Here is a 19,722-nt window from a genome sequence, read left to right on the forward strand (position 1 = left end):
TTAGGCTGCTTCAAGCACTTCGGTCATCCACTGATCGGTGACTTCGAAAAGGAAATTCGGGTTTTCTGCCGGCGGCACGTCGGTGAAACGGATGCGCCAATACACCTTGCCTTGGGCAATCTGGCTGGCCGTGTTCAGCTCGGTGTCGGGGAACACTTCAAAGTTGATGATTGCGCCCTGGGCTTTAAGGTCGCGCATGAACGCATCCAGACCGTTGGTGACATCGGTCACGTAGGTCTTGGTGATCGAGCGGTCGACAGCCCATTTGTGCCCGGCCTGCACTGCATCCATGAGAATGAACAGCGTGCGAACGCGAGTAACGAAGGCCCACTTCGGATCGCTCGACAGCGTGCGGTTGCCCCACAGGCGATAACCGTCATCGCGAATGATCGTGGTGATATTGGCGTTGTTGAGCAGGTTTGCCCGGCACGTTTCGTCGCCGTCCAGATACTCGACCGCGCGGCCGGTACCGGTGATACCGGTCAATTCCTTGTTCGATGGCGAGGCCCAGAAACCGTATTCAGCATCCGTCCATGCAAACAGGCCTGCTGCCCAAGCCGAGCCGGGCGCGTCGACCGTCGAGCTGGTGACGGTGTCCCAATACTTCACACCCGGGTCAACCATGAACAGGTTGCGACTGCCGAAATTATCGGCGTAGGCCATGGCGGCCTCATCGGTGGTGCCAGGGCCGTCGATGATGCCGATGGCGCGCAGCTTCTGCGCCACACTGTCGAGCGCAGTGGCCACAGCCTGAGTCGCGGTGTGGCCCGGGGCGATCAGCAATCGCGGCTGTGCGTTGAACAGGCTTTTACCGTCGAGCAGCGCCTGCAAACCGGTGCGCTGCCCCGAGGCCAGAACACCCCCGATGATCGCCGAGGTTTGCAGCGCGGCGTCTTCCAGCTTGGCCACACCGATGGCGACGATCACCGCCTTGGCTTTGACGAAGATCGCCTGACAGGCCTTGGTGATGGCCGAGTCGGCACCGAACGCGGCAATGGCTTCGCGCTCGGTGGTGATCAACTTCAGTTCGCCGGCCTTGGCCGTACCGCCGCCGAGAATGCCCGGTGTGAAGGTGTCGCACAGGCCGATAATCGACGAAGACGGCAGCGAGATGGTGCGCGCTCCCGTCTTGACATCAGTGGTCGTGACGCCGTGAAAGAAACTCATAAAGTCCAATCTCCAGAAACGAAAAAGCCCCGCTTAAGCGAGGCTGTGTGGGTGTTGGTGTTACGCGTAACGGAATGAAAAACGCCCCGTCAGTGCGGGGCGTTTAGTCGGGTTGTGCTGACAGCCAGGTCGGTACCGGCGGCCGGTGTTCGACAAGCGGGAATTGCGAGCCTTGCGGCCAGTCGCGCAACTGCCGGCGGTAGGCTTGCAGCTCGGTATATTGCTCGGCCATGATCGAGGTCAAACCGCCCTCTTCGACCTCGTCGCGGTGCCGGGACACCAGCGGATCCGTCAATGCTAATTGCGCATCGCGCCAGGCGCGCTCAGCTTCGGCCAATGCCTCCGCATCCGGCGGCGGCGGATCTATCGCAACCGGATAACCGTCACGATCGGGGACAATCAACTTCCCCTCACTTTGTGCGGCCACAAGATCCGCGTGCAGCTCATCAGTAACTTCCTTGGCACCCTTTGGGATAGTGCAGCCCGGGCTTCCAACTTCCCCGTGAACATCGGAGTCAAAAAAGCCGCCCCGGACTTCATCGATACAACTGTAAAACTTGGCCATGCTTAGTACCCGATAGCGATGTAGTCAAAGTAGAAATTGGCGTTAGCCACTCGGGAAATGGTGGCGCCCGATTTGTCTCGTCCATTATGCGAGTACGCACTGCCGCCGACTGACCATGGCGAAAGCACCAGGGCGACACAGGCATTCGGAAACGACACAGGAAATGTCAGCGGGATCGTTGCCGCAGTCGAAGCGTTGGAGATGCTCCCCACTTTGATCATCAACCCCGGAAGCTGCTGACTGGCAGCAGTGAGCGCTAGAGCAGCGGCAAAGTCCGAGTTTCTTAAGAGGTTGGCCGTGGACTCAAGAACAGTCCATGTGGTCGGGGAGGTCGCCACAAACTTGGCTGACTGACCCGGCTTAACTGCGAAAGTGGTGAGATTCCCGCCCATCTGATCCTGAATGATCGCACCACCCGAAACGGCAACAGTTCCCCCGACAGAGGTACTGAATACCGTAAAGCTGGCCCCCGAATACGGAATACCCATTACCGATGGTGGCGGCAGGCTCAGGGTGTATGACCCAAGAGAGTTAAACCAGACAAGCGCGCCAATGTCCGCCAGTGCCACGTTCCGAGAAGCCGAGACAGTCTGAAACGAAGAGTATCCGTTCAAGGCTCTTTGCACGAATTCAGTTGTGGCTAACAATTTGCTGTTATCAAATTGCGGCGCGGTAAAGCCCTGCACCTTGGCATATTGCAGCTGTGCAGAGCCCCACGCCCACCACGCTGCTTGCGTGGGACTGGTCACTACTGTCAGCGAGGCGCCAGGCTGCAAAGGGATGCTGACAGGATGGGCCCCGCTGCCGACGTTGTACGAATCCGCACCGACACACTCCACGTTAACGACGCCACCACCAATGTTAAGGAAGTGGATGGCGGCCCCATAGGTCATATCACTGGCCAGCGGCAGTTTGACCGTAAATGAGCCGATGACTGTAACCAATGTACCGGCCGACGCCGTGGTCAATGACGCCGACGCCGTCAGACTGGTGAAACCGCGATAATTGCCAGCGGCGCGCGCGACAAACTCTGTCGTAGCTAACGACTTGCTACTGTCAAACAGCACAGGGGTAGGTGCTGTCGGATTGCCCGCGAAGCTTGGCGAGAACAACCGGGCCAACCCATCGGTGATGTCCTTGAACGTCAGCGCCGTGGTGCCAACCACAATCGGGCCATCCGTCACCAACTGCCAAATGCTATCAGCCTGTGTAGCGCCCTCCTCGACTGCTACCGTCAGATTCGGAGTCACCTCGACGTTGTTGTCCGCATCCTTGGCGCGAACCCAGTACCCGACCGCAGCCACGTACGGGCCATTGTTCTTGGCCGCGAATTGGTCTTTCACCAACACCCGATCACCCACAGCCAGAGCGACACCATCAATCGTCTGCAAGCCCGCCAGATTGATGTTGACCGTAGTGGCCACGCGCACGGACTGCTTAATGTCCAGCTTGCCCAGCTCTTCCAGAATGCGCGAATCGACGTATTCGCGAGTAGCCAGCACCACCGCCGGATCGATCTTTAGCGTGATGTTGCCGGTACTGGTGACCACGAAGTTCATGCGCACGACTTGCGTGCGGCCCGAACCTTGCGACAGCAGCGGCTTGAAACTCGGCGCACAGTTGGCCACCGCCACCAGATCCCCGTCAGCATCGTAGAGGCCGATTTCGCGAATCCACTTACCGCCCTCATCGGCCGGAATGATCTGTTCGGCGATGATCACCGCCGAGTTGACCGGGTCAATGCGTAGCTGATTCAGGGGCTTGCGCCGCCACTCGTTTAACAGTCGGGTTTGAGTGGCCGCCGGGACGGGATTCGGCGGATCCGCCAGCCCGTTCGGGTTGGCATCACCCACGCCCATTTCAGTAATCTTCCAGGCAATCCCGAGCGCGTCGGCATTCGCCTGTTTGGCCCTGCCCACATTCGTGAGGATGGCTAAAAACTGCGAATTCGCATCAATCATGAATAGATATCCAGAGTGTCTATAGAGTGTTCGCGACCGACCACGCCGAAGCTGCCGGTGACCTCGATGTCACGCATGACGGGTGGGTAAACGTCAATTTCGTCGCCGTCATAAAGGGAAACGGCAATGTTCAGATCGCCTTTGGTTTCGAGGCTGATCGCCAGCCCGGTCAGATGCCGCGTGACGGGCTTAGCGTCGTCGATCAGGCGCTCAAGCTCCTGATACATTTCTTCAGTGATGCCGGTATCGAGTACGCCAATCTTCAGTGCGAAGGTTCCCGGCACGCCCTCGGGCGCCATCTTGAACCACTCGATAATCTCGATCAGATAGCCCAGCGGCTCGACCACACGACGTATCGCGCCGATCGTGCCCTTGTGTTTGTGGATGTAAAACGACGCTTTGATGGCCGCGCGCTTGGTCGCCTCAGACCATCGGTAATCCCAGCGATCGACCGACCACGCCCACGCCAGATGCGGCAGCAGATGCACCGGACAGGTGTCGGGGTTGTAGAGGTCGCGCAGCGGGACAATCGTCTTTTCGAAAAACGCGGCCTCCATGGCCCGTTCCAGTTGCGTGCTATTGAGCGGCAGTAGACTTTTCATATCAGCCCGCCAGCCTCACGTTGTAGCGCGTGCAGAACGCCGCCTGAGCCTTGGTCGGGGCCAAGTCCTGCCACCCAACCAACTCAACCCGGGCAACGCCGGCAACGTGCAACTGAGCGTCAACAGCGGAGCGTGCGACCTCGACGCCCAGCCGCTTGCGTGTATTGATCCAACCGGCCAATCGGCTTTTCGCTTCGGCCAAACTGGCATCCGCTTCCGGGCCGGCGCCGGTCATATGCAAGATGGCGTCAATCTCGTAGCGGATCACCTGCGCACTCTGCACGGTCACCCGATCACCGACCGGGCGCACGTCTTCGTCGTTCAACGCAGCGGCGACAGTGGCCAGCAGCTCCGGCGAAGCTTCGCCTTCCCCGTCCAGCCCCAGCACCGTTACCGTAACGTAACAAGGCGCCGGGCTTTCAGCCGTGGCATCCGCCACCAGCCCCGAGGCGTTACGCGCGTGCAGGATGTAGCTGTTACGCGGGCCGGCCGTGGTCAAGCCCTCATAAGCCAACTGGATGCGTTCGCGAAACGGGTCGTCTTCTTCCATGACCTTGGGCACCGGCGGCACCGCCAGCAGATCCTCGGCCTGGATAACCAGGCGCTTCAGATTGACGTTAGCCCCTAACTGATCGAGGTCACCGCGAATAGCGTGCGCGAGCAGTAGCGCCTTGCCGGCGTCATTGACCCGGGCGCGGTTGCTGACCTTGATATAAGCCCCAACCTCAAGCGTCTTGACCACTGGATCGCTTTCCAGCGCGGCCGTCCAGTTGCCGCCCATGTACCCGCGAAACACGCCCAGCCCATCCTGATAAACCTCTTCGAAGTCCAGAGGCTCCAACACGGTCGGTGCCGGCAACGACGACAGATCAACGGTACTCAAGCGGCCACCTCCAACGTGACGCTGTCGCCCAGGTACTTCCCGACGATTTGCAGATTGATTTGCCCGCCAATGACGGAAATGACGCGCACCTGATCCAGCTTCAAACGCGGCTCCCAGCGCCCTAGAGCGCGGGCGACTTCAGCCTGTACGGCGCTTTTCCAGCCCTCGTTAACGGGCAAATCGACAAACCGGCGCAGCTTGCTGCCGTATTCCATACGGTGCCGGCGACTGCCCAGCGGCGTGCCCAAGATGTCTGCGATGGATTGGCGCAAGTGCTTGATGCCGGAAATGGGTTGGCCGGTGTGGCGATCCATTCCGATCATCTATGTCACTCCTTGAACGGCTCGTATTCTTCGCTGGCTTTCAGGAACTTGACCGCTTCGATGTCGGAGGCCGGTACCTCGACCGTCGCCTTCTCGACCGGATAGGAACGGTCAGTACCGGGCACGATCACCAGTCGCGACGTGTAGAGCTTGTCGCGGAATTTCAAGGACTCAGGCGATGAGTAAGTTGAGGATGGCAATGCCGGTTGCGAGGACGTTTGCGCATCGGTTGAGGTCGTATCGATCTTGGCCATGTATTTCTCCAGGCATGAAAAAGCCCGCACTGGGCGGGCTGTCGTGAATGAATTAATGCGTGTGGTGGTTGCTGTTGCCGGTGGCATCAATGATCGCGCCGGCGCTGGTGATGCCCTTGGTAACGTGTAGCGCGCCGTCGATCATCACCGCCGCTTTCAGATTGATGTTGCCGGTGGTTACGTTCACGGCGGCATCGGTAACAACCGCTTCCGTGCTGGCCACTTTGATGGTCACCGTACCGCTCGGCAGGGTGATGCTGTAGCTCTTGGCCTGCCAGTCGTAGATCAGCGAGCCGCCATCATCGAAACGCCAGACCTCGACATGGTCGCGATTATCTGGCGGCGGTCCGGCATTGCCATACAAGCCCGGGACAAACGTGCCTTGTGACACGTCACCGCTGGGACTGATCAAACTGCCCTGCTCGCCCATGGACGGCGCCCGCCAATGCCTGGCCTTTCCCGCCGCGATGCTGTGCCAGCGCACCCAGGCGCTGGTCCACTCACCATCAGATACCCTGCACACTGGCGGCGATGCGGACAGATCTACCGCGACCACGTAGCAAGCCTTTACCGCCCCCGCAATCATGCGGTCGTGCTGGGCACTCGCGTAGCTACTCACACATCCTCCGCAGGGACAAAATCCTCTTTGGCGTCGTTGTTGAATCCAATGAGCAACATGCCCGGCGGCTCGTCAGGCCAGAGCCATTCCTCCGGGCCGAGATAGACTTGCTGAGTCCATTCCACCAGCCACACGGTGTATCCATCCAGATGCGGCTGCGTCCAGTCCTGCAGCGATTGAACGAACTCGGCGGGTTCAACTGCCAACCCCCACGTCTGCGCACGCAGCAGCACCGCCAACTGGGTCGCCAATTGCACGGCCTGTTGATGATGGTGCGGCTTGATCGGGTCGACGATGATGCGCGCCTCGAACTTGCAGACCAGCGAGGTTTCGCCGGTTCCGATATCGGTACCCGGCTCGATCTCGGCCACCTCCAGAAATACCGCTGGCAGCAACACGCGACCCTTAATGTCTGGCCAAGCTGTGACGGCCTGCACGCCAGGCAAGTGGGTACGCAGATGCTGTTCTACCGCCCGATAAAGCTGGTCCAGGCTGAACGGTTCGTCAGACATTGCCGATCCTCTTAAGGTATTTCTGCAGCTCAAAGTTGAGTTCCTGCTTGAGAATCTCCAGCAGACGCTCATCGGCCTTTTTGACCCAACTGTCGAAATGCGGTCGGGCCTGCTCCAGCGACACTTTGGCTTTGGCCAGCGGGAAACGACTGCCGTTTTCGGCGACCCAACCCGAACTCGGCCCGCGACCAGGTGACACCGTGCTGTCCGGGTAATCGTCACCGTTGAAATGCTTGCTGGCTGTGCGGATCCAGATGTCGGGCTTGTTGCCGTAGACCTTCTTGAGGAAAGCCCCTTGGTAACGCCGCCCCGCCACTGATACACCGCTGCCGGTTTGCCGCGCCCGGCCGATCCGGCTGGATTCGATGGCGTTCAACCCAAACCACAGTTTGCCGCTCGTGGCACCGCCGGAAACCGGATAGCTGCGCAACCGCTGACGCACCGCTGCAACAGCAATGCGCTCTGACCGGCTGACGGCTCGGGCAATGTGCGTGCGCAACCAGCCCAACGTCTTGTTGATTGCGCGCCGATGCGCCGCAGCCGCCGCTTTTGGCACTACCTTGGCAACGTCCTGGAACGCCTGAAAATCTGCGGCCGAGGACTGGATAGAGATCATCCCGCCCCCGGCCGAGGGTTTGAAATAGCTGCCGACGCTCATGGCCGCAACCTCAGAATCAGGGCGACCAGGCCGTCGCCGCTCGGCTCGAGCTGGATCAGGTCGTAGTCACCGCCACCATCCAAGGCGGGCAAATCGACGCTGATCAGCATGCCCTGCTCCAGACCTTGCGAATCGCTTACACGGATCTCGAAGCGCGGCTCGCGCAAACCGGTGTTGAGCTTGCCGAACTTGGGTTGCAGCCAGGGCGCGGCAAACATGCCGAACACTGGCTCTTCGCGACCCTCGATCCGCGCCGTATCGCCCAGCGTTTCGAACACCACTGCGTCTACATCGGCGATCAAATCGCGAAAGCCCATGACTACATCTCCAACAGGATCTGCGCTAATGGCCGGGTGCACATGTGCAGAGGGTTGGACTGCGCTTCACCGGCCATACCCTTGTTGAACGGCAACGGTTCGATCTTGCTGTAGTACGGCACGCCTTCGGTGTTGACCGTTTCCATATAGTCGGCAGGCGCGAACACCGAGATGTACAGATCCGGCACACCTTCGGGAATCAGTAGTGCCTTGTCGTCGTGCACAAAAGTGATGCCGGCGATCTTGCCACGGTAACGCTCCCAGGTGATGCCGCCATAGTCGAAGCTTTCGCGGGCATCACCGCGCAGCGAAGCCGCTTGCTGGGTGTTGAGGTACGTCGCCTTCACTTCCTTGAGTTTCAGCATTGCGTTCCAAAAGTTCTTGCCACAGAAAGCGCGCGAACCACTGCGGGTAACGCTCCCAAGAGCGTCCTCCTGCAAATCCAACGCATCACCACACTTGATACGAAAGTCTTCGTCCGAGCCACCAAAGCCCATGGGCAAGGTTTTACGTTTCACTCCAAAACGCTCATACAGATCGAGCAATACTGTCTTGCCGTCAGCGTCGTAGATTTTGCCGTTGAGCGCGCCCAGACGCTGAAACTCGTGGGTAACGTCCAACTGGCGGCGGGCCTTGGCTAGCCGCTTGTTGACCACGTCCTGTACCGACTGCAACTCGGAGCGCGTACCGAAAGCGCGAATGCCCTGAATCTCATCGGCCTTGATGGTGAAACGCTCAGGCAGGTGCACGGTGTTGAACGGGATCAGGGTGCGCTTGCTGCCAGCAACCACCAGACCAGAGGTACCGCGCTCACCGGCCGGCACCAGCGCCAGGGTGTCACCGTCCTTCTCGATTTGTACGGTCAGGGTGGTGATGCCTTCTTCCTGGAACAGACCGAGGCTTCCGATACGGCCGGGCAAGTATTCCTGTTCGTTGATGGCGGCGGTCAACGAGGACACAGAAAACGCCTCGTCGTTGAAGATTTGAATGTCAGCCATGAGGCAGTCTCCAGAAAACAAAAAACCCGCACAGGGCGGGCTGAAAAAATCGAGGGTGATCGCCTTAACGGACGATCACGTTATGGGCAGCCAGCGCTTTCTCAGCCGCCAGATCCAGACCACTCAGGTGCGCTTCGCTAACCTCGGCCAGGCGCACCACGGCGCGACCGCGACGGACAATGTCAGACGAGCTCAGTGGCCCGAAAAGAATGGCCTGGGCGTTTTCGCTGCCGTCTTCGGCGGTCGGGTTGTACGGAGCGAATTCTCCAGTGGCGGTGACCAGGCCAAGGATCTGGCCAGGCTCCAGCGCCGGGCCTGCGGCGACGTTGATCGCTTCGCGGGAGATGGTGCCGGCACCTTCGGACAGGAGGAATTCTCCGGCGTGCATCGGTTCACGTTGAATGGTCATACTCAAGCTCCAGTAAGAGAAGTTCGTTTTCCGGTGTGCGCCGCTTGGCGAGCAGACCAGATCGAGGGCTGGTCGATTTGCCTGGCATGCACCTTCGGCACCGGGTCATCATCGAGTGGCAGACTGCTGTCAATTTCAAAGCCCTTGCCGCTGGTAACAATCTTGTCGAACAGACGCGCGCGCACTGCCGCAGCGTCCAGACCTGCGGCGACATACTCGGCGCTGAATTCCGGCAGTCGCGCGGCCACGCAGAGGTCGTTCACTGCCTTGGCACGTGCCAGTCCAGCCAGAACGATTTTTTCGCTTTCGAGCTGGGTTGAACTGAGCAGCGGCTCGACCAAGTTACTGATGCCCGCAGCCGTGCAGCGCTGAGTGATCAACAGTGCCAATTTGGCCGAGTCGATCACCGGCGGTACCAGCGGCGGATCCACAGGTTCAAGCTCCAGATCCGGTTCGGCTGGCTCGTCGAGCTGGGCCAGCAATTCGGCCGGTGCGTTCTGGAATCGTTGCAGCACCGCGCCTTGACCGAGGCAGGCTTTGACCTTCACGCCGTCACCGACCTCATCGGCAAGCCCCAGTGCCACCGCTTCGTTGGCGGTCAGCCAGGTTTCAGCCGCCACCAATCGCCGCAGCTCCACCTCATCAATGTCGGGCGCTTTGGCCTTGTACGCCGCGATGATCGCTTCCATGGTCTGGTCGAGGACGTCGGCGACCTTGCGGAAGTCTTCAGCATCACCGGCGGCGTAAGTCCATGGGTTGTGGATCATCAACATTGCGTTGGAGGCGATCACCACCCGGTGAGCACCGCACACGGCCACACTGGCCGCACTCGCTGCCAGCGCATCGATCCGCCCGGTGCAACGTTCGCCCAAGCGCGACAGCGCGTTGTGCATGGCCAGACCGTCGAACAGGTCGCCACCGATGCTGTTGAACGCGGCCACCACCGGTGACACACCGTCATCCATGGCGCGCAGATCCTGCACGAACTGATTGGCAGTGATGCCCCAGCCGCCGATCTCGCCATAGACGAAAACCTCGATCACTCGCTCGGTGGACTCGCCGCTGGCATGCACGGCGTACCAGGTCTTGTCTTGAACCTCGACGCGTTTGCCGGCGCGGTTGTAAATGCGCGGTCGCGCTTGTTTGCTCATGGTTGCTCCTTGTCATCGTTGTCTTCGACGGCATCCAGGGTGTTGTAGTTGAGGCCCAGTTTTGTGGCCCGCGCCAGATCGGCGGCGTTTTCCAGATCGACCGTTTCGGCGTCGTAACCGGTGCGCAGCACCATTTCGCTGCGCGAAGAAAAACCGGCTTGCACTTCCATCCGCCGTGCCTGCACGTCCTGCACCGGCTGGATGTAGGCCCAACCCTGTGGCACCCAACGGGTTCGCAGGTAATCGCGCCGTTTCTGTGCGTAATCGTCCAGCACCAGGACACCCGACAGCACGGCCATGTCCATCCATGCGGCCCGCACCGGACGGCAAAGTTGATGCACGTACACGCTAAATTGCAGTTGTTCGAGGCGGCGCCGAAACTCGTTGAGCACCACCCGCAGCGCCCGATCGTTGATCCCGCGCATGTCGCCGGTGAGGATCTCGTAAGGCGTGCCCGACCCCGCTGCTGCGGCCATCAGTTGCTGTCGCATGAAGTCCGGATAGTTGTTGCCGGCGTCTGGCGGTTTGGAAAACTCAACCTCCTCGCCTGCCCCCAGCTCCTGCATGGTGCCGGGTTCGAGTGCTACCATCGGTGTGAAACCGTCGCGATCCAGATCCAACAGCGCGCCCGTGACGGGATCGCGAGGTACCGGCCCAGAATCGGGCGCGGGACGCTTAATGAAACCGGCGAAGAGGTTGGCCACCTCCTGACGGAACAGCACCGCATCGTCGTAGTTATCGAGACTGCGCAAGCGTTTGAGCACCGGCGACAATCGCGGCACACCGCGCAGTTGGCCCGGCTCGACCGGTTCGAAGATGTGCAGCACCTGCGCGGCTGGCACACGCACTAGCTGGTTGTAGCCAGCGTTCAGTGAAGCTGCATCACGCGGATGCGACAGGTACATGTGGTACGCCACCCGCTTGCCACTGGGAGTGAACTCGATGCCGGCGCGGATGACGTTGCCGTTTTTGGCGCTCTCGAATTTGTCGTGCGGCACGAACTCCGGCGCCAGGATCTGCAACTGCAGCGGAACCGCCAAACCTTCGTTCAGGCTGCGCGGACGCAAGCGCACGAAGCATTCACCCGAGGTCTCCACCGTGCGCGCCACCAGCGCCTGCTGGCCGTAAAAGTCGGTACGGTCATCCGCATCCGACTCATCGACCCAATCGCCCCACAGCTCCTGCAGCAGTTTGCGCAGAGCATCATCGTCGGTCGTTGGCCGAGGCGTGATGCCGGTGCCGATCAGGTTGCTGACGCGCTTGTCGATGACGTTGAAGGCGTACGGGTCGTTGCGAACCGCTGCGCGAGAACGCGACCGTAGGTTGCGCAGTGCCGGGGTGTTGATGCTGTTAATCCCGTTGTCGGGCGCGTCCCAGCCAGCGGAGCGGCGCCCTTCTCCGGCGCCTTCGTAACTGGCCTTGATGTTGGACGGCAAGACGAATCCGTTACGGGTCAGCGTTGGAAACTGTCGGGCCATCAGACCCCCTTCCCTGCGTGGTACAGCCGGACCACGCGTGAACGCGGCCCGGCGGCGCTGGCCAGTGACGAGCGTATTTCTTCGCGCGCCTTGAGCAGCTCGTCGACCGTGCGATATTCCACGGTACGGTCGGTGTAGCGCACAGTTTTTTCACCGCGAGCAATAGCCGCCTCAACCGCGTCGAGGTGCTTCTTGGTAAATGACATATCAGCGTCTCTTCAGGTAGCCGCTGGTGGAACAGCGGCGTTGAGGGGGTGTTGCTGCTGGAAGCGGTGGCACGACCGGAGCAGCGGGTGGTGAAGCCGGAGGCCGAATAGGTGTAGCTGGGCCAAGACTATCGACCCGTTCACCTTGAACGGACTTAATGCCCAGAGCTTCGTCAAACAGTCCGGACTGCGCCAGGGACTGACGCACGCGCTCCCAGTCGTGCTCCTTGTATCGGTGGAGGCCCAGGTAATGCGCCATGGCGAGGCAATACACCATCAGATCGAGCGCTTCGTTGCGCTCGGCCTTGCCCTTCACCCATTCGACGCGCTTGTGGCCACGCACATAACGGGCGACCTTGCGTTCTGCTACGCACTGGTCGAAGAAGTCGTCTGGCAGGTCATTCGCGAAGTGCAACGCGCCCGGCCCGGACTCAAACGGGTAGCGGTTGTAGATCCAGTCCTTCGCCGTATCGGTACCGACGAACCAAAGCTCGGCACCGTTGCGTTCGGTCTGGCCTTTCCACGTCACGTCGACCATGGACGGGCGCTGTGCAATGACCGGTTTGCCGGGTTTGCTCGCCCCCTTGATGGCGAAAACATTCCGCCAGCGACGAACGCGGCAGAATTGGTAGACCTCATCGGTGTGGTGACCACCGGAGTCAACGGCCACCGCAAGAATGCCCAGACCGACACCGCACGGATGGCGATATTTGGCCTTGAGCAATTCGTCGAGCGCCGCCCAGGTGCGGTCGTCTGCGGGATCGCCGGAGACCACTTGGTAGTCGACGACCCAACGCTCCATGCCGACGCCCCAGCCCATGGCCATGAATTCCAGCCGGTTGGCTTGAACGTCAACGGCGCCGGTGATCATCATCACCGCCGCCGGCAGAGAGCCAAGGGTGTAACTTTCCAACCGCGCGCGCTGCCTCAGAACGTCGGCTTTGGTCTGCTCTTGAGCCGCGTCCCAAACCTTCGCCAAACGGGTGTTGTAGAACACCTGCATGGGTTCAAGATCGCCTTTGGCCTGGGCCTTCTTCGCCTTCTCGAATTGCTTGGCCAGCGACTTCCAGTCCATCCAACCGAGCGGTGAATAAAGCGCGTTGAGGTGGAAACCCACCGTCTCTCCGTCCCCCTCGGCATGAGCACGCCACTCGCCTTTGGCGAGCATTTCACCTTTGTGGTACTCATCGATCAGTACGTCACAGTCCATCCCGGACGCCGCGCATTTGTAATGCACTACGCTGAAGTCTGCCGAGTAGAGAAGGTTCTCCCACTCAAGCACCTGCATGTGCCCACAGTACGGGCATGGCACGTAGTAATGACGCTGGTCACTGCCGTCGAATAGGTCGGAGATTCGCGAGGCGCCCTTGATCGTCGGCGAGCTGGAGAAGTAGAACTTGGCGTTACGGCCAAAGGTACTGCCCCGGGTTTCCGCCAGTTCAATGGGGTCGCCCTCCTCGCCGATATCGACTTCCCAGCGGTCGATTTCGTCGCCGTAAACGTAGCGCGCCGACAGCTCCGACAAGTTGGCGGCCGAGCCGGCGGTGGTGACGTACAACGTGCCACCCTCGAACTCTTTGGTGTCCATCGTGTTGCGCGAATCCCGCGAGCGGTTGGCCGCCACGCGTTCGCGTAGCACCGGCGTTGCCTTGATCGTTTTGCCGATCCGCGAGGACACCCGTTTGGCCAGGCCGAGGCTTGGCAGCAACGCCAGGATATTCGACGGTGCCATGTGCATCAGGCCGCCAATCCAATTCAGGCCGATCTGAGTTTTCATTAGCTGCGACGCGACCATGGTGATCACGCGCTTGCATGGGTGAGCCGGCGATAGGCACCGCATGGGCTCGCGGGCATAAGGTGTACGCGAGGTGCGGTACTGGCCAGGCTCAGCGGCGCCGGTGTCACGCGGGATTCGCATGTACTCATCGGCCCACTGATCGATCCAGACATCCGGGTCGGGCCGTAGCCCACGGAAATACGCCTCGCGGTACACCTCTGCACCGTCGGGAATTTCCGTGGGCATGGGCTTAACTCGTGGTCAGTGCGTGTTCAAGATCCGCTGAAGACATGCGCTCTGCGTCTTCAAGCGAGCGGCGGATCGCCGCCGTGAGGTGCTTTTCGATTTCCCAAGGGTCGGTCATCGACGCCAGTTCCGGAGCCAGTTGCGGCGGCATGCCCAGCAATTGATCGCGCAGCATGCGACCGGCGTTGTAAGCGCCGGATTGCACCGCCGAGAGGGCAACCAGCGAACCCTTGGCCTTGTGCAACTCGATCTCGGCGAGCTGTGCCAAGTTGTGCTCGCGCAGTGCCCGGGCCTTCTGGAAGTCGGGGAGCTGCCCCGCAGGTGTGATCGTGAGCGGCGGCGCAGCCGTTGAAGTCGGCTCGGCCTGGCTGGATAGTTGGCTGTAAACGTCGCGCTGAATCCGGTCCTGTTGGTGTCGTTCGGCAACAGCGGCCTTGCTCGGGTCTGCGGTGTCGCGAATCAGCGCTTCGGTGGCATCTACATCAACCTGCTTACCATTCGGCGAAAGTACCAGCCGGTTGTTGTCTTTCAGCCAAGTGATGTAGCTCGGCGACCTGCCAAGCCGAGCCGCGAAGGCGCTCTTTGACAGGTAGGTTGGTTCTGTCATGAGCCCTCCTTTTTCAACGTATTTCAATGAATCCTTTCAAGATTTCAATGATTGAAATTTCAGTAAGCTGGGAAGCCTGCGGCTAACAGTTTCCCGCGGGTTTCCGACCCCGTGTCCTTCAGATACCCCTAGGGTCCCCGGTGGTTTTCGGGGTGCCGGGGCGGTGCATCACCCCTGCCCGCCGCTGGTTGGCGGGGCTTCGCTGAGGCCCAATCGCTTGGCAGCCCATTGTTCGTACAATCCGATGGCAACGTCCGCGCCGGCCATCGCCGTCAGGCAACCCAACGCGCCCGCCGTCCACAGCGACATCCCGGCGGCGATCATCAACATCATCGCCGTCACCCCGCAGACGATGCAGGCACCAGACCGAAGTGCCAGCCGGCGCAACAATGCCCAGCCTCGCGCCCCATCCTTGTCTGCCCGCCACATCTCCCCCGATACGCCACCGACCAGAGCCAGAACGATCACTAACCAAATCGGCATTTCTGCCAGTGCTTGTTGCTCATTCGTCATGTCTGCTCCCCATGGTTTATAGATTCGGAACACGTCCAAGTTACTTGGCTGTCACACCAGAATGTAAGAAGCTCTATCCGACGTAATCCAACGGATCGGAGCAGAGCAATGAGTGTATTGATCGATGTCGTAACCACAGTGGGTGTGGTTGGCTCGCTAATGATTGGATGGGTTCAACTAACAGATCAGAAGCGATTGGAGCTGCGCACATGGGCGATCAAGCTCGCAACGATTGCCAGTGTTCTGTTGGTGGTGGGCAGCGGGATATGGGAAACGATCAAGTTCGGTAGGAGTGATGCGCCTTTGACGCGCATGGATATCTTGTGGCTCTTGGCTAACCTTTGGAACACAATATTTTATCTAGCGATTGGCGTTGCTCTTGCCGCGTACTGGTCTAGCCCCAAGGGTACGAAGGAAAAGCTGGCAGCCTTTCGAATTCCCACCAGCGACAAATAAAAAAACCGGCCGTTTGGCCGGTTTTTTGTGCCGCTCTCTGCGGTCGCACCTATCGAAGATGACTACTTTTTACAGGTCGATTCCGGTGGCAGCAACCCTGTTTTAATGCCACCCGGTGAATAAGTGGGTAACGCAGGGTGAACGCCTAGCGAATGTCGGCGAATACACCTCCCCGGCATTCTGTTATTGCGGCGTTGTCCCATACGTCCCACTTTTCATAATTGAAGTGGGACACCTGAGAGCGCCTGAATTCGGGGCTTCGCCCCACTGTCCTACTTATCTTTCTCTTTTCTCGTGTAAAGGAAGAAATTTAAAGAGCACGCGTTCGCGCGTAAGCGCGTACTGCTTGCCCGCTACGCTCACACGGGCGGGAGGCACTACTAGGCGGGACGGTGGGACAACCCAGCAACGACAAGGCCCGCACCTGTCCCACTGCATCAAAACGCAGCGGGACAAGACGGGCCAGTGGGACAACCACAACCGGACGAATACCTGGGGTCACGCAGCCTGCCCCATCATCACGCCGAAGATCTGCAGATGCGCATCATGCAACCGCTGATAGTACGTATCGCGCCCACAACCGCAGTGGGCATACCGCAGGCGCATATCCACATCGAGCGTGCAGTAATGCTCACGCACCACCGTTACCAGCTCCGGCGCGAGGTGCTTGGTCACGATCAGCTCGATGTCCAGCGAACTCTCCATTGGTGCACGGAAGGCACGCCGCCCCCTGATCAGTTGCCCGTTGCTCTCCATCATCATGGCAACCATATTTCCCCCGGCCAGCCCCCCTTTCGAATGTTCTGAATGCAGCTCCTGCGCCCACAACCTCAGCAGCGAATCGATCTCCTTAATCAAAGCAAGGCTCCTCAAACTGAACCCGCTGCAACGCCGAGGCACCGCCCCACCCTGCCGGCTTCTTGTATGCCCAAGGCCGCTGCCCGCTCTTAGCCAATGCCGGCAACCGAACACGCCGCCAGCCCAACCGGTGCATGATCGCGCCGACGCGCATCTGCTCCGGCTTGCCCCAGTGTCCGAAGTCCAACTTCAACGCACTGGTGAGCACGTCACTGCCGGTGGTGGTCTCGCCGATCTGCGACTCCTCGAGCCAGGTGAGAATCGGCCCTTCCCATTCATCCACAACGAAGCGCTCGTCCTGCTCCTCGCCGAACATCGCCGCCTCATCCAGCGTCACCCACCAGAGGTCGCCCGCGTCGTAGCAGAACACCGCCTCGGCCCACAGCTGATCGCGCATCGAGCGCAACAACTCCAGATCCACCTTGGTACACGCCACCGGCCAGTAACGCCGGTTGCCGGTGGCGTCCTTCAGATACTCGTCTTGGTTGGTCGTACCCACGAAAACACACTGGCGTGGCACGTCCATCGTTCTGCGGCCGTAGCTCTCGCGGTAAGTGTCCGTGGACGCCGAAAAGAACTGCTTGGCCTTCGTACTCTCAGCCTTGTTGAAGCTGTCCAGCTCGCCCAGCTCAACGATCCACTTTCCCCGGATCGCCTGAAAGCCGTCCTTGTCGCCCAGCGCAAACGGCGTGTCCATAAACCACTCGCCACCGAGGATGCTCATCGCCGTTGACTTACCGGCGCCCTGCGCACCCTCAAGGATCATCACCGAGTCAGCCTTGCAGCCGGGCTTCATCACCCGAGCGACGGCCGACAACATCCAGCGCTTACCGACCTTCGACGAGTAGTCGGTGGCCTTAACGCCCATGACATCGGTAAGCCAGCTTTCAAGCCGGGGCACTTGATCCCACTGCAGCTTGCGCAAGTACTGCCGCACAGGATGAAACGCATGGTCATGCGCAACCACACTCACCGCCTCGATCACATGCGAAGCTTTAACCCGCAAGTTGTACTGCTGCGCGAGCCACTTCATCACCCGCACATCATCAATGTCCGCCCAATCGCCCGTGCCGCCGCCATAAGGCGCCGCACGCAGCTTCACGATCTTCGAACTGAATGCGCTGTAGCTGATCACGCCGGCCCAACGCTCATCGTTGGCCAGGATCAACTCGACGTTCTGCATATGCGCGATCAACGCACCGCTTTCGCTACGGGCGAGCATGTCCTTCCAGCCACCAGCGGCCGGGGGTTTGACCACCGCCAACACCTGACGGCGCACCGCCTCCAAGCCTTCCGCGACATGCAGATCATTGAAGTCGGTCCACTTAGCTTCCCGCTCGCTGGAAAAGATCGGCGCAACCACCTGGCCACCGACAATTAGCGCCGCGTTGTTTGCTTTCTCTTCACCGGGATTCCACGCGTCACCATTCGGCTTCGTGGTCTTCCAGTCATCGTCCCGGCAGATGATCAGCGGACAACCGGCGAAACGCTCGCGCATGGCCTTGCAAACCACCAGCAAATTGCCCGCATCAAACGCAACGGCCACGGTCAATGACGTGGCCATATGCAGACTTGCGCCGGTCGCGTAGCCCTCACACACCAGCACCGGCTCGCCCGGATCCGGGTGCGGCCCGATCAGATGGAAAGCACCTTCCTTCGACATGCCGTAAGGCCAATAGGACTTGTCCCGCCCGGTGTCCTCTTGCTTGGTCGGGAACACCACCTGCAGTCCGACAATCTCGTCACGCACGTTGTTCATTGGTACTAAAAACGCCCCGGTACGCGGCGCATACCGAACGCCGAAACCGACGATCTGCTTGCGATCCAGATAGTCGCTACGGCCCTTCTCTGGCATGCGTTTGAACATACCCGCTGCACGCTTCGCCGCACGACGTGCCGCGTTGGCCGAGATCTCAGCCGCGCGGCGTTTGGCCTCTTCCTGTCGAGCGCGCATTACCTCGCGCTCTTCAGGCGACATTCGACCAGCCTTGACCTTGATCTTCTGAGACTCTCCCGAGCGCCAGTCACCGAACGCACCGAAGATCAGCGTCTCGCCTTTCTCCGTGTGCTGTTCATGGACGACATACCAGCCATTCTTTTCCTTGCCCTTGTCCTGCGAAGTCTTACACCGGGTCAGCTTGCCGAACACCAGCGGCTGCGCAGGCTCAAGGCCGTAATCCGCGAATTGCCCCAACACTTCATCGAGCATGGATGGCCTCCATGATCTCCTCGACCTCCTGGCAGCTCACGCATTGCGTGCAGCCAGGAACAGCTAAACGCCGGCCCTCGGGAATTGGGCTGTCGCAGTTTTCACAGAATAGAAACGAATGCGCCGCCAAAGCAGGTTTAGCGGCGTTGCGTGCAGCGAGCGCCTGATCGATACGCTCTTGCACCAGGTCATTTGCAAAGTCAGCGATGTCAGCCACGATCAACACCCCGCGTCGTCTGGTTGACATATGTGGCGCGGTTGAACAACCCCAGCAACCCCTGAATCCCACGAAACACCTGCAGGCGAATCGCGGCCAGTTCTTCATCGGAAACAACCCCATCGCCAATGCTCTTGGCCCAGGTATCCGCCAGATCCGCGACCTGTCGGAAGTACTCGGCAATCCCGGTCGTCAACGTCTCCGGCATGTCATTGGTGTACGCCTCAGCCAGCTCCTGCCAAGTCGTATCACCGACCAATGCATGCACCGCATCCAGAATGCGGCGATCCTTGGTCAGCTCCAGAATCTCGCCGAACTCTTGGATGTTCACCGTGTGGCTGGGGTGGGTTGGGGAAAGCTTGTGCTGCAGCGTGGTCGCATTCCGGCCGGTAGTGGCGGCGATGGCAGCAGCGCCGCCGGGGTAGTCCCGTGCGGCATGGTAAAGCGCGAGATCGAGCGGCAAAACTTCCCGCTGCGCCCGCTCAACAGAACTCAGAGCGATACGGCTCATGGCATTAATCCTTGTAAGTTGCCAGTGCCGCGCGACATGCAGTGGTGATACATTTGCCGCGTGGCTTGAAAGGGCCCAAACGCCGGCTAGATCTTCGGGATCGATACCGGCACCGTGCCGGGGCGAGCAATCCATTGCTCACCCCTGGCGCAACAGCTGCCAAATCTGTGGTGGAAGAGGCAGCAACACCAAGGCTTCCGAGCCTTGGAAAAGCGCGATAAAGAG

General features: G+C 60.1%; 24 protein-coding genes. 1 reads left to right on the forward strand and 23 read right to left on the reverse strand.

The features are described 5' to 3' along the window. From H8B20_RS16270 to H8B20_RS16360, 19 genes are all read right to left on the reverse strand, one after another. Positions 1 to 1,167, reverse strand: coding sequence for a phage tail sheath subtilisin-like domain-containing protein (locus H8B20_RS16270; RefSeq protein ID WP_150592459.1), 1,167 nt, complete (start codon positions 1,165 to 1,167; stop codon positions 1 to 3). A 103-nt stretch (positions 1,168 to 1,270) separates the two neighbouring features. Next, positions 1,271 to 1,732 carry a phage tail assembly chaperone gene (locus H8B20_RS16275; RefSeq protein WP_210623858.1) on the reverse strand — a complete coding sequence of 154 codons (462 nt, stop codon included), beginning with the start codon at positions 1,730 to 1,732 and terminating at the stop codon, positions 1,271 to 1,273. A 2-nt stretch (positions 1,733 to 1,734) separates the two neighbouring features. Then, the gene (locus tag H8B20_RS16280) at positions 1,735 to 3,693 is read right to left on the reverse strand and encodes a phage tail protein (protein ID WP_210623859.1); all 1,959 of its coding nucleotides are present in this window, start codon (positions 3,691 to 3,693) and stop codon (positions 1,735 to 1,737) included. Further along, entirely contained in the window at positions 3,690 to 4,295 is a 606-nt protein-coding gene (locus tag H8B20_RS16285) for a phage tail protein I (protein WP_210623860.1), read from the reverse strand. Before H8B20_RS16285 ends, H8B20_RS16280 begins: the two co-directional genes overlap by 4 nt. Position 4,296: 1 nt before the next feature. Continuing rightward, positions 4,297 to 5,178 carry a baseplate assembly protein gene (locus H8B20_RS16290; RefSeq protein WP_210623861.1) on the reverse strand — a complete coding sequence of 294 codons (882 nt, stop codon included), beginning with the start codon at positions 5,176 to 5,178 and terminating at the stop codon, positions 4,297 to 4,299. Then, entirely contained in the window at positions 5,175 to 5,501 is a 327-nt protein-coding gene (locus tag H8B20_RS16295; RefSeq protein WP_150592464.1) for a GPW/gp25 family protein, read from the reverse strand. Before H8B20_RS16295 ends, H8B20_RS16290 begins: the two co-directional genes overlap by 4 nt. 5 nt (positions 5,502 to 5,506) lie before the next feature. After that, the gene (locus tag H8B20_RS16300) at positions 5,507 to 5,755 is read right to left on the reverse strand and encodes a hypothetical protein (RefSeq protein ID WP_150592465.1); all 249 of its coding nucleotides are present in this window, start codon (positions 5,753 to 5,755) and stop codon (positions 5,507 to 5,509) included. Between the two features lie 52 nt (positions 5,756 to 5,807). Further along, positions 5,808 to 6,341: a phage baseplate assembly protein V gene (locus tag H8B20_RS16305; protein WP_150592594.1), complete on the reverse strand. Its 534-nt coding sequence runs from the start codon at positions 6,339 to 6,341 to the stop codon at positions 5,808 to 5,810. A 29-nt stretch (positions 6,342 to 6,370) separates the two neighbouring features. Continuing rightward, positions 6,371 to 6,886, reverse strand: a complete 516-nt coding sequence (locus tag H8B20_RS16310; protein ID WP_210623862.1) for a hypothetical protein — start codon at positions 6,884 to 6,886, stop codon at positions 6,371 to 6,373. Continuing rightward, on the reverse strand, positions 6,879 to 7,544 hold the full coding sequence (locus tag H8B20_RS16315) for a hypothetical protein (RefSeq protein WP_210623863.1): 666 nt from the start codon (positions 7,542 to 7,544) through the stop codon (positions 6,879 to 6,881). The genes H8B20_RS16310 and H8B20_RS16315 overlap by 8 nt, the downstream gene beginning before the upstream one ends. Then, entirely contained in the window at positions 7,541 to 7,861 is a 321-nt protein-coding gene (locus tag H8B20_RS16320) for a head-tail joining protein (protein WP_210623864.1), read from the reverse strand. Before H8B20_RS16320 ends, H8B20_RS16315 begins: the two co-directional genes overlap by 4 nt. A gap of 2 nt (positions 7,862 to 7,863) precedes the next feature. Continuing rightward, the gene (locus H8B20_RS16325; RefSeq protein WP_210623865.1) at positions 7,864 to 8,859 is read right to left on the reverse strand and encodes a major capsid protein; all 996 of its coding nucleotides are present in this window, start codon (positions 8,857 to 8,859) and stop codon (positions 7,864 to 7,866) included. A gap of 64 nt (positions 8,860 to 8,923) precedes the next feature. Further along, complete coding sequence (locus tag H8B20_RS16330) at positions 8,924 to 9,268, reverse strand: head decoration protein (RefSeq protein WP_210623866.1); 345 nt, start codon at positions 9,266 to 9,268, stop codon at positions 8,924 to 8,926. Positions 9,269 to 9,270: 2 nt separating this feature from the next. Next, positions 9,271 to 10,419 (reverse strand): head maturation protease, ClpP-related, encoded by a 1,149-nt coding sequence (locus tag H8B20_RS16335; RefSeq protein WP_210623867.1) that lies wholly within the window; start codon positions 10,417 to 10,419, stop codon positions 9,271 to 9,273. Continuing rightward, the gene (locus H8B20_RS16340) at positions 10,416 to 11,897 is read right to left on the reverse strand and encodes a phage portal protein (RefSeq protein ID WP_210623868.1); all 1,482 of its coding nucleotides are present in this window, start codon (positions 11,895 to 11,897) and stop codon (positions 10,416 to 10,418) included. The genes H8B20_RS16335 and H8B20_RS16340 overlap by 4 nt, the downstream gene beginning before the upstream one ends. Further along, positions 11,897 to 12,103 (reverse strand): phage head-tail joining protein, encoded by a 207-nt coding sequence (locus H8B20_RS16345; protein WP_008087653.1) that lies wholly within the window; start codon positions 12,101 to 12,103, stop codon positions 11,897 to 11,899. Before H8B20_RS16345 ends, H8B20_RS16340 begins: the two co-directional genes overlap by 1 nt. Position 12,104: 1 nt before the next feature. Further along, on the reverse strand, positions 12,105 to 14,126 hold the full coding sequence (locus H8B20_RS16350; protein WP_210623869.1) for a phage terminase large subunit family protein: 2,022 nt from the start codon (positions 14,124 to 14,126) through the stop codon (positions 12,105 to 12,107). 4 nt (positions 14,127 to 14,130) lie between these two features. Then, positions 14,131 to 14,733, reverse strand: coding sequence for a terminase small subunit (locus tag H8B20_RS16355; protein ID WP_210623870.1), 603 nt, complete (start codon positions 14,731 to 14,733; stop codon positions 14,131 to 14,133). Between the two features lie 168 nt (positions 14,734 to 14,901). Continuing rightward, positions 14,902 to 15,246 carry a phage holin family protein gene (locus H8B20_RS16360; RefSeq protein ID WP_210623871.1) on the reverse strand — a complete coding sequence of 115 codons (345 nt, stop codon included), beginning with the start codon at positions 15,244 to 15,246 and terminating at the stop codon, positions 14,902 to 14,904. 108 nt (positions 15,247 to 15,354) lie between these two features. Between H8B20_RS16360 and H8B20_RS16365 the strand changes: the two genes are divergently transcribed. After that, a complete protein-coding gene (locus tag H8B20_RS16365) occupies positions 15,355 to 15,702 on the forward strand; it encodes a hypothetical protein (RefSeq protein ID WP_210623872.1) in 348 nt (115 codons plus the stop codon). A 498-nt stretch (positions 15,703 to 16,200) separates the two neighbouring features. On the opposite strand, the gene H8B20_RS16370 is transcribed toward H8B20_RS16365, so the two are convergent. The 4 genes from H8B20_RS16370 to H8B20_RS16385 are packed head-to-tail and all read right to left on the reverse strand — an operon-like array spanning position 16,201 to position 19,497. Next, positions 16,201 to 16,560 (reverse strand): PA0613 family protein, encoded by a 360-nt coding sequence (locus H8B20_RS16370; RefSeq protein WP_210623873.1) that lies wholly within the window; start codon positions 16,558 to 16,560, stop codon positions 16,201 to 16,203. Beyond that, positions 16,553 to 18,769: a VapE domain-containing protein gene (locus H8B20_RS16375; RefSeq protein ID WP_210623874.1), complete on the reverse strand. Its 2,217-nt coding sequence runs from the start codon at positions 18,767 to 18,769 to the stop codon at positions 16,553 to 16,555. The genes H8B20_RS16370 and H8B20_RS16375 overlap by 8 nt, the downstream gene beginning before the upstream one ends. Then, positions 18,759 to 18,986: a TraR/DksA family transcriptional regulator gene (locus tag H8B20_RS16380; RefSeq protein WP_083369365.1), complete on the reverse strand. Its 228-nt coding sequence runs from the start codon at positions 18,984 to 18,986 to the stop codon at positions 18,759 to 18,761. Before H8B20_RS16380 ends, H8B20_RS16375 begins: the two co-directional genes overlap by 11 nt. Next, a complete protein-coding gene (locus H8B20_RS16385; RefSeq protein ID WP_083366735.1) occupies positions 18,979 to 19,497 on the reverse strand; it encodes a phage regulatory CII family protein in 519 nt (172 codons plus the stop codon). Before H8B20_RS16385 ends, H8B20_RS16380 begins: the two co-directional genes overlap by 8 nt. Positions 19,498 to 19,722 lie beyond the last annotated feature (225 nt).

The organism is Pseudomonas sp. P42, assembly GCF_017973755.1.
GTDB lineage: Bacteria > Pseudomonadota > Gammaproteobacteria > Pseudomonadales > Pseudomonadaceae > Aquipseudomonas > Aquipseudomonas iridis.

What these genes read in the sequence shown, in the direction of transcription:
- H8B20_RS16270 (WP_150592459.1), bottom strand. Translation starts at nt 1,167, where the DNA reads ATGAGTTTCTTTCACGGCGTCACGACCACTGATGTCAAGACGGGAGCG.
- H8B20_RS16275 (WP_210623858.1), bottom strand. Translation starts at nt 1,732, where the DNA reads ATGGCCAAGTTTTACAGTTGTATCGATGAAGTCCGGGGCGGCTTTTTT.
- H8B20_RS16280 (WP_210623859.1), bottom strand. Translation starts at nt 3,693, where the DNA reads ATGATTGATGCGAATTCGCAGTTTTTAGCCATCCTCACGAATGTGGGC.
- H8B20_RS16285 (WP_210623860.1), bottom strand. Translation starts at nt 4,295, where the DNA reads ATGAAAAGTCTACTGCCGCTCAATAGCACGCAACTGGAACGGGCCATG.
- H8B20_RS16295 (WP_150592464.1), bottom strand. Translation starts at nt 5,501, where the DNA reads ATGATCGGAATGGATCGCCACACCGGCCAACCCATTTCCGGCATCAAG.
- H8B20_RS16300 (WP_150592465.1), bottom strand. Translation starts at nt 5,755, where the DNA reads ATGGCCAAGATCGATACGACCTCAACCGATGCGCAAACGTCCTCGCAA.
- H8B20_RS16305 (WP_150592594.1), bottom strand. Translation starts at nt 6,341, where the DNA reads ATGATTGCGGGGGCGGTAAAGGCTTGCTACGTGGTCGCGGTAGATCTG.
- H8B20_RS16310 (WP_210623862.1), bottom strand. Translation starts at nt 6,886, where the DNA reads ATGTCTGACGAACCGTTCAGCCTGGACCAGCTTTATCGGGCGGTAGAA.
- H8B20_RS16315 (WP_210623863.1), bottom strand. Translation starts at nt 7,544, where the DNA reads ATGAGCGTCGGCAGCTATTTCAAACCCTCGGCCGGGGGCGGGATGATC.
- H8B20_RS16320 (WP_210623864.1), bottom strand. Translation starts at nt 7,861, where the DNA reads ATGGGCTTTCGCGATTTGATCGCCGATGTAGACGCAGTGGTGTTCGAA.
- H8B20_RS16325 (WP_210623865.1), bottom strand. Translation starts at nt 8,859, where the DNA reads ATGGCTGACATTCAAATCTTCAACGACGAGGCGTTTTCTGTGTCCTCG.
- H8B20_RS16330 (WP_210623866.1), bottom strand. Translation starts at nt 9,268, where the DNA reads ATGACCATTCAACGTGAACCGATGCACGCCGGAGAATTCCTCCTGTCC.
- H8B20_RS16335 (WP_210623867.1), bottom strand. Translation starts at nt 10,419, where the DNA reads ATGAGCAAACAAGCGCGACCGCGCATTTACAACCGCGCCGGCAAACGC.
- H8B20_RS16340 (WP_210623868.1), bottom strand. Translation starts at nt 11,897, where the DNA reads ATGGCCCGACAGTTTCCAACGCTGACCCGTAACGGATTCGTCTTGCCG.
- H8B20_RS16345 (WP_008087653.1), bottom strand. Translation starts at nt 12,103, where the DNA reads ATGTCATTTACCAAGAAGCACCTCGACGCGGTTGAGGCGGCTATTGCT.
- H8B20_RS16350 (WP_210623869.1), bottom strand. Translation starts at nt 14,126, where the DNA reads ATGCCCACGGAAATTCCCGACGGTGCAGAGGTGTACCGCGAGGCGTAT.
- H8B20_RS16355 (WP_210623870.1), bottom strand. Translation starts at nt 14,733, where the DNA reads ATGACAGAACCAACCTACCTGTCAAAGAGCGCCTTCGCGGCTCGGCTT.
- H8B20_RS16360 (WP_210623871.1), bottom strand. Translation starts at nt 15,246, where the DNA reads ATGACGAATGAGCAACAAGCACTGGCAGAAATGCCGATTTGGTTAGTG.
- H8B20_RS16365 (WP_210623872.1), top strand. Translation starts at nt 15,355, where the DNA reads ATGAGTGTATTGATCGATGTCGTAACCACAGTGGGTGTGGTTGGCTCG.
- H8B20_RS16375 (WP_210623874.1), bottom strand. Translation starts at nt 18,769, where the DNA reads ATGCTCGATGAAGTGTTGGGGCAATTCGCGGATTACGGCCTTGAGCCT.
- H8B20_RS16385 (WP_083366735.1), bottom strand. Translation starts at nt 19,497, where the DNA reads ATGAGCCGTATCGCTCTGAGTTCTGTTGAGCGGGCGCAGCGGGAAGTT.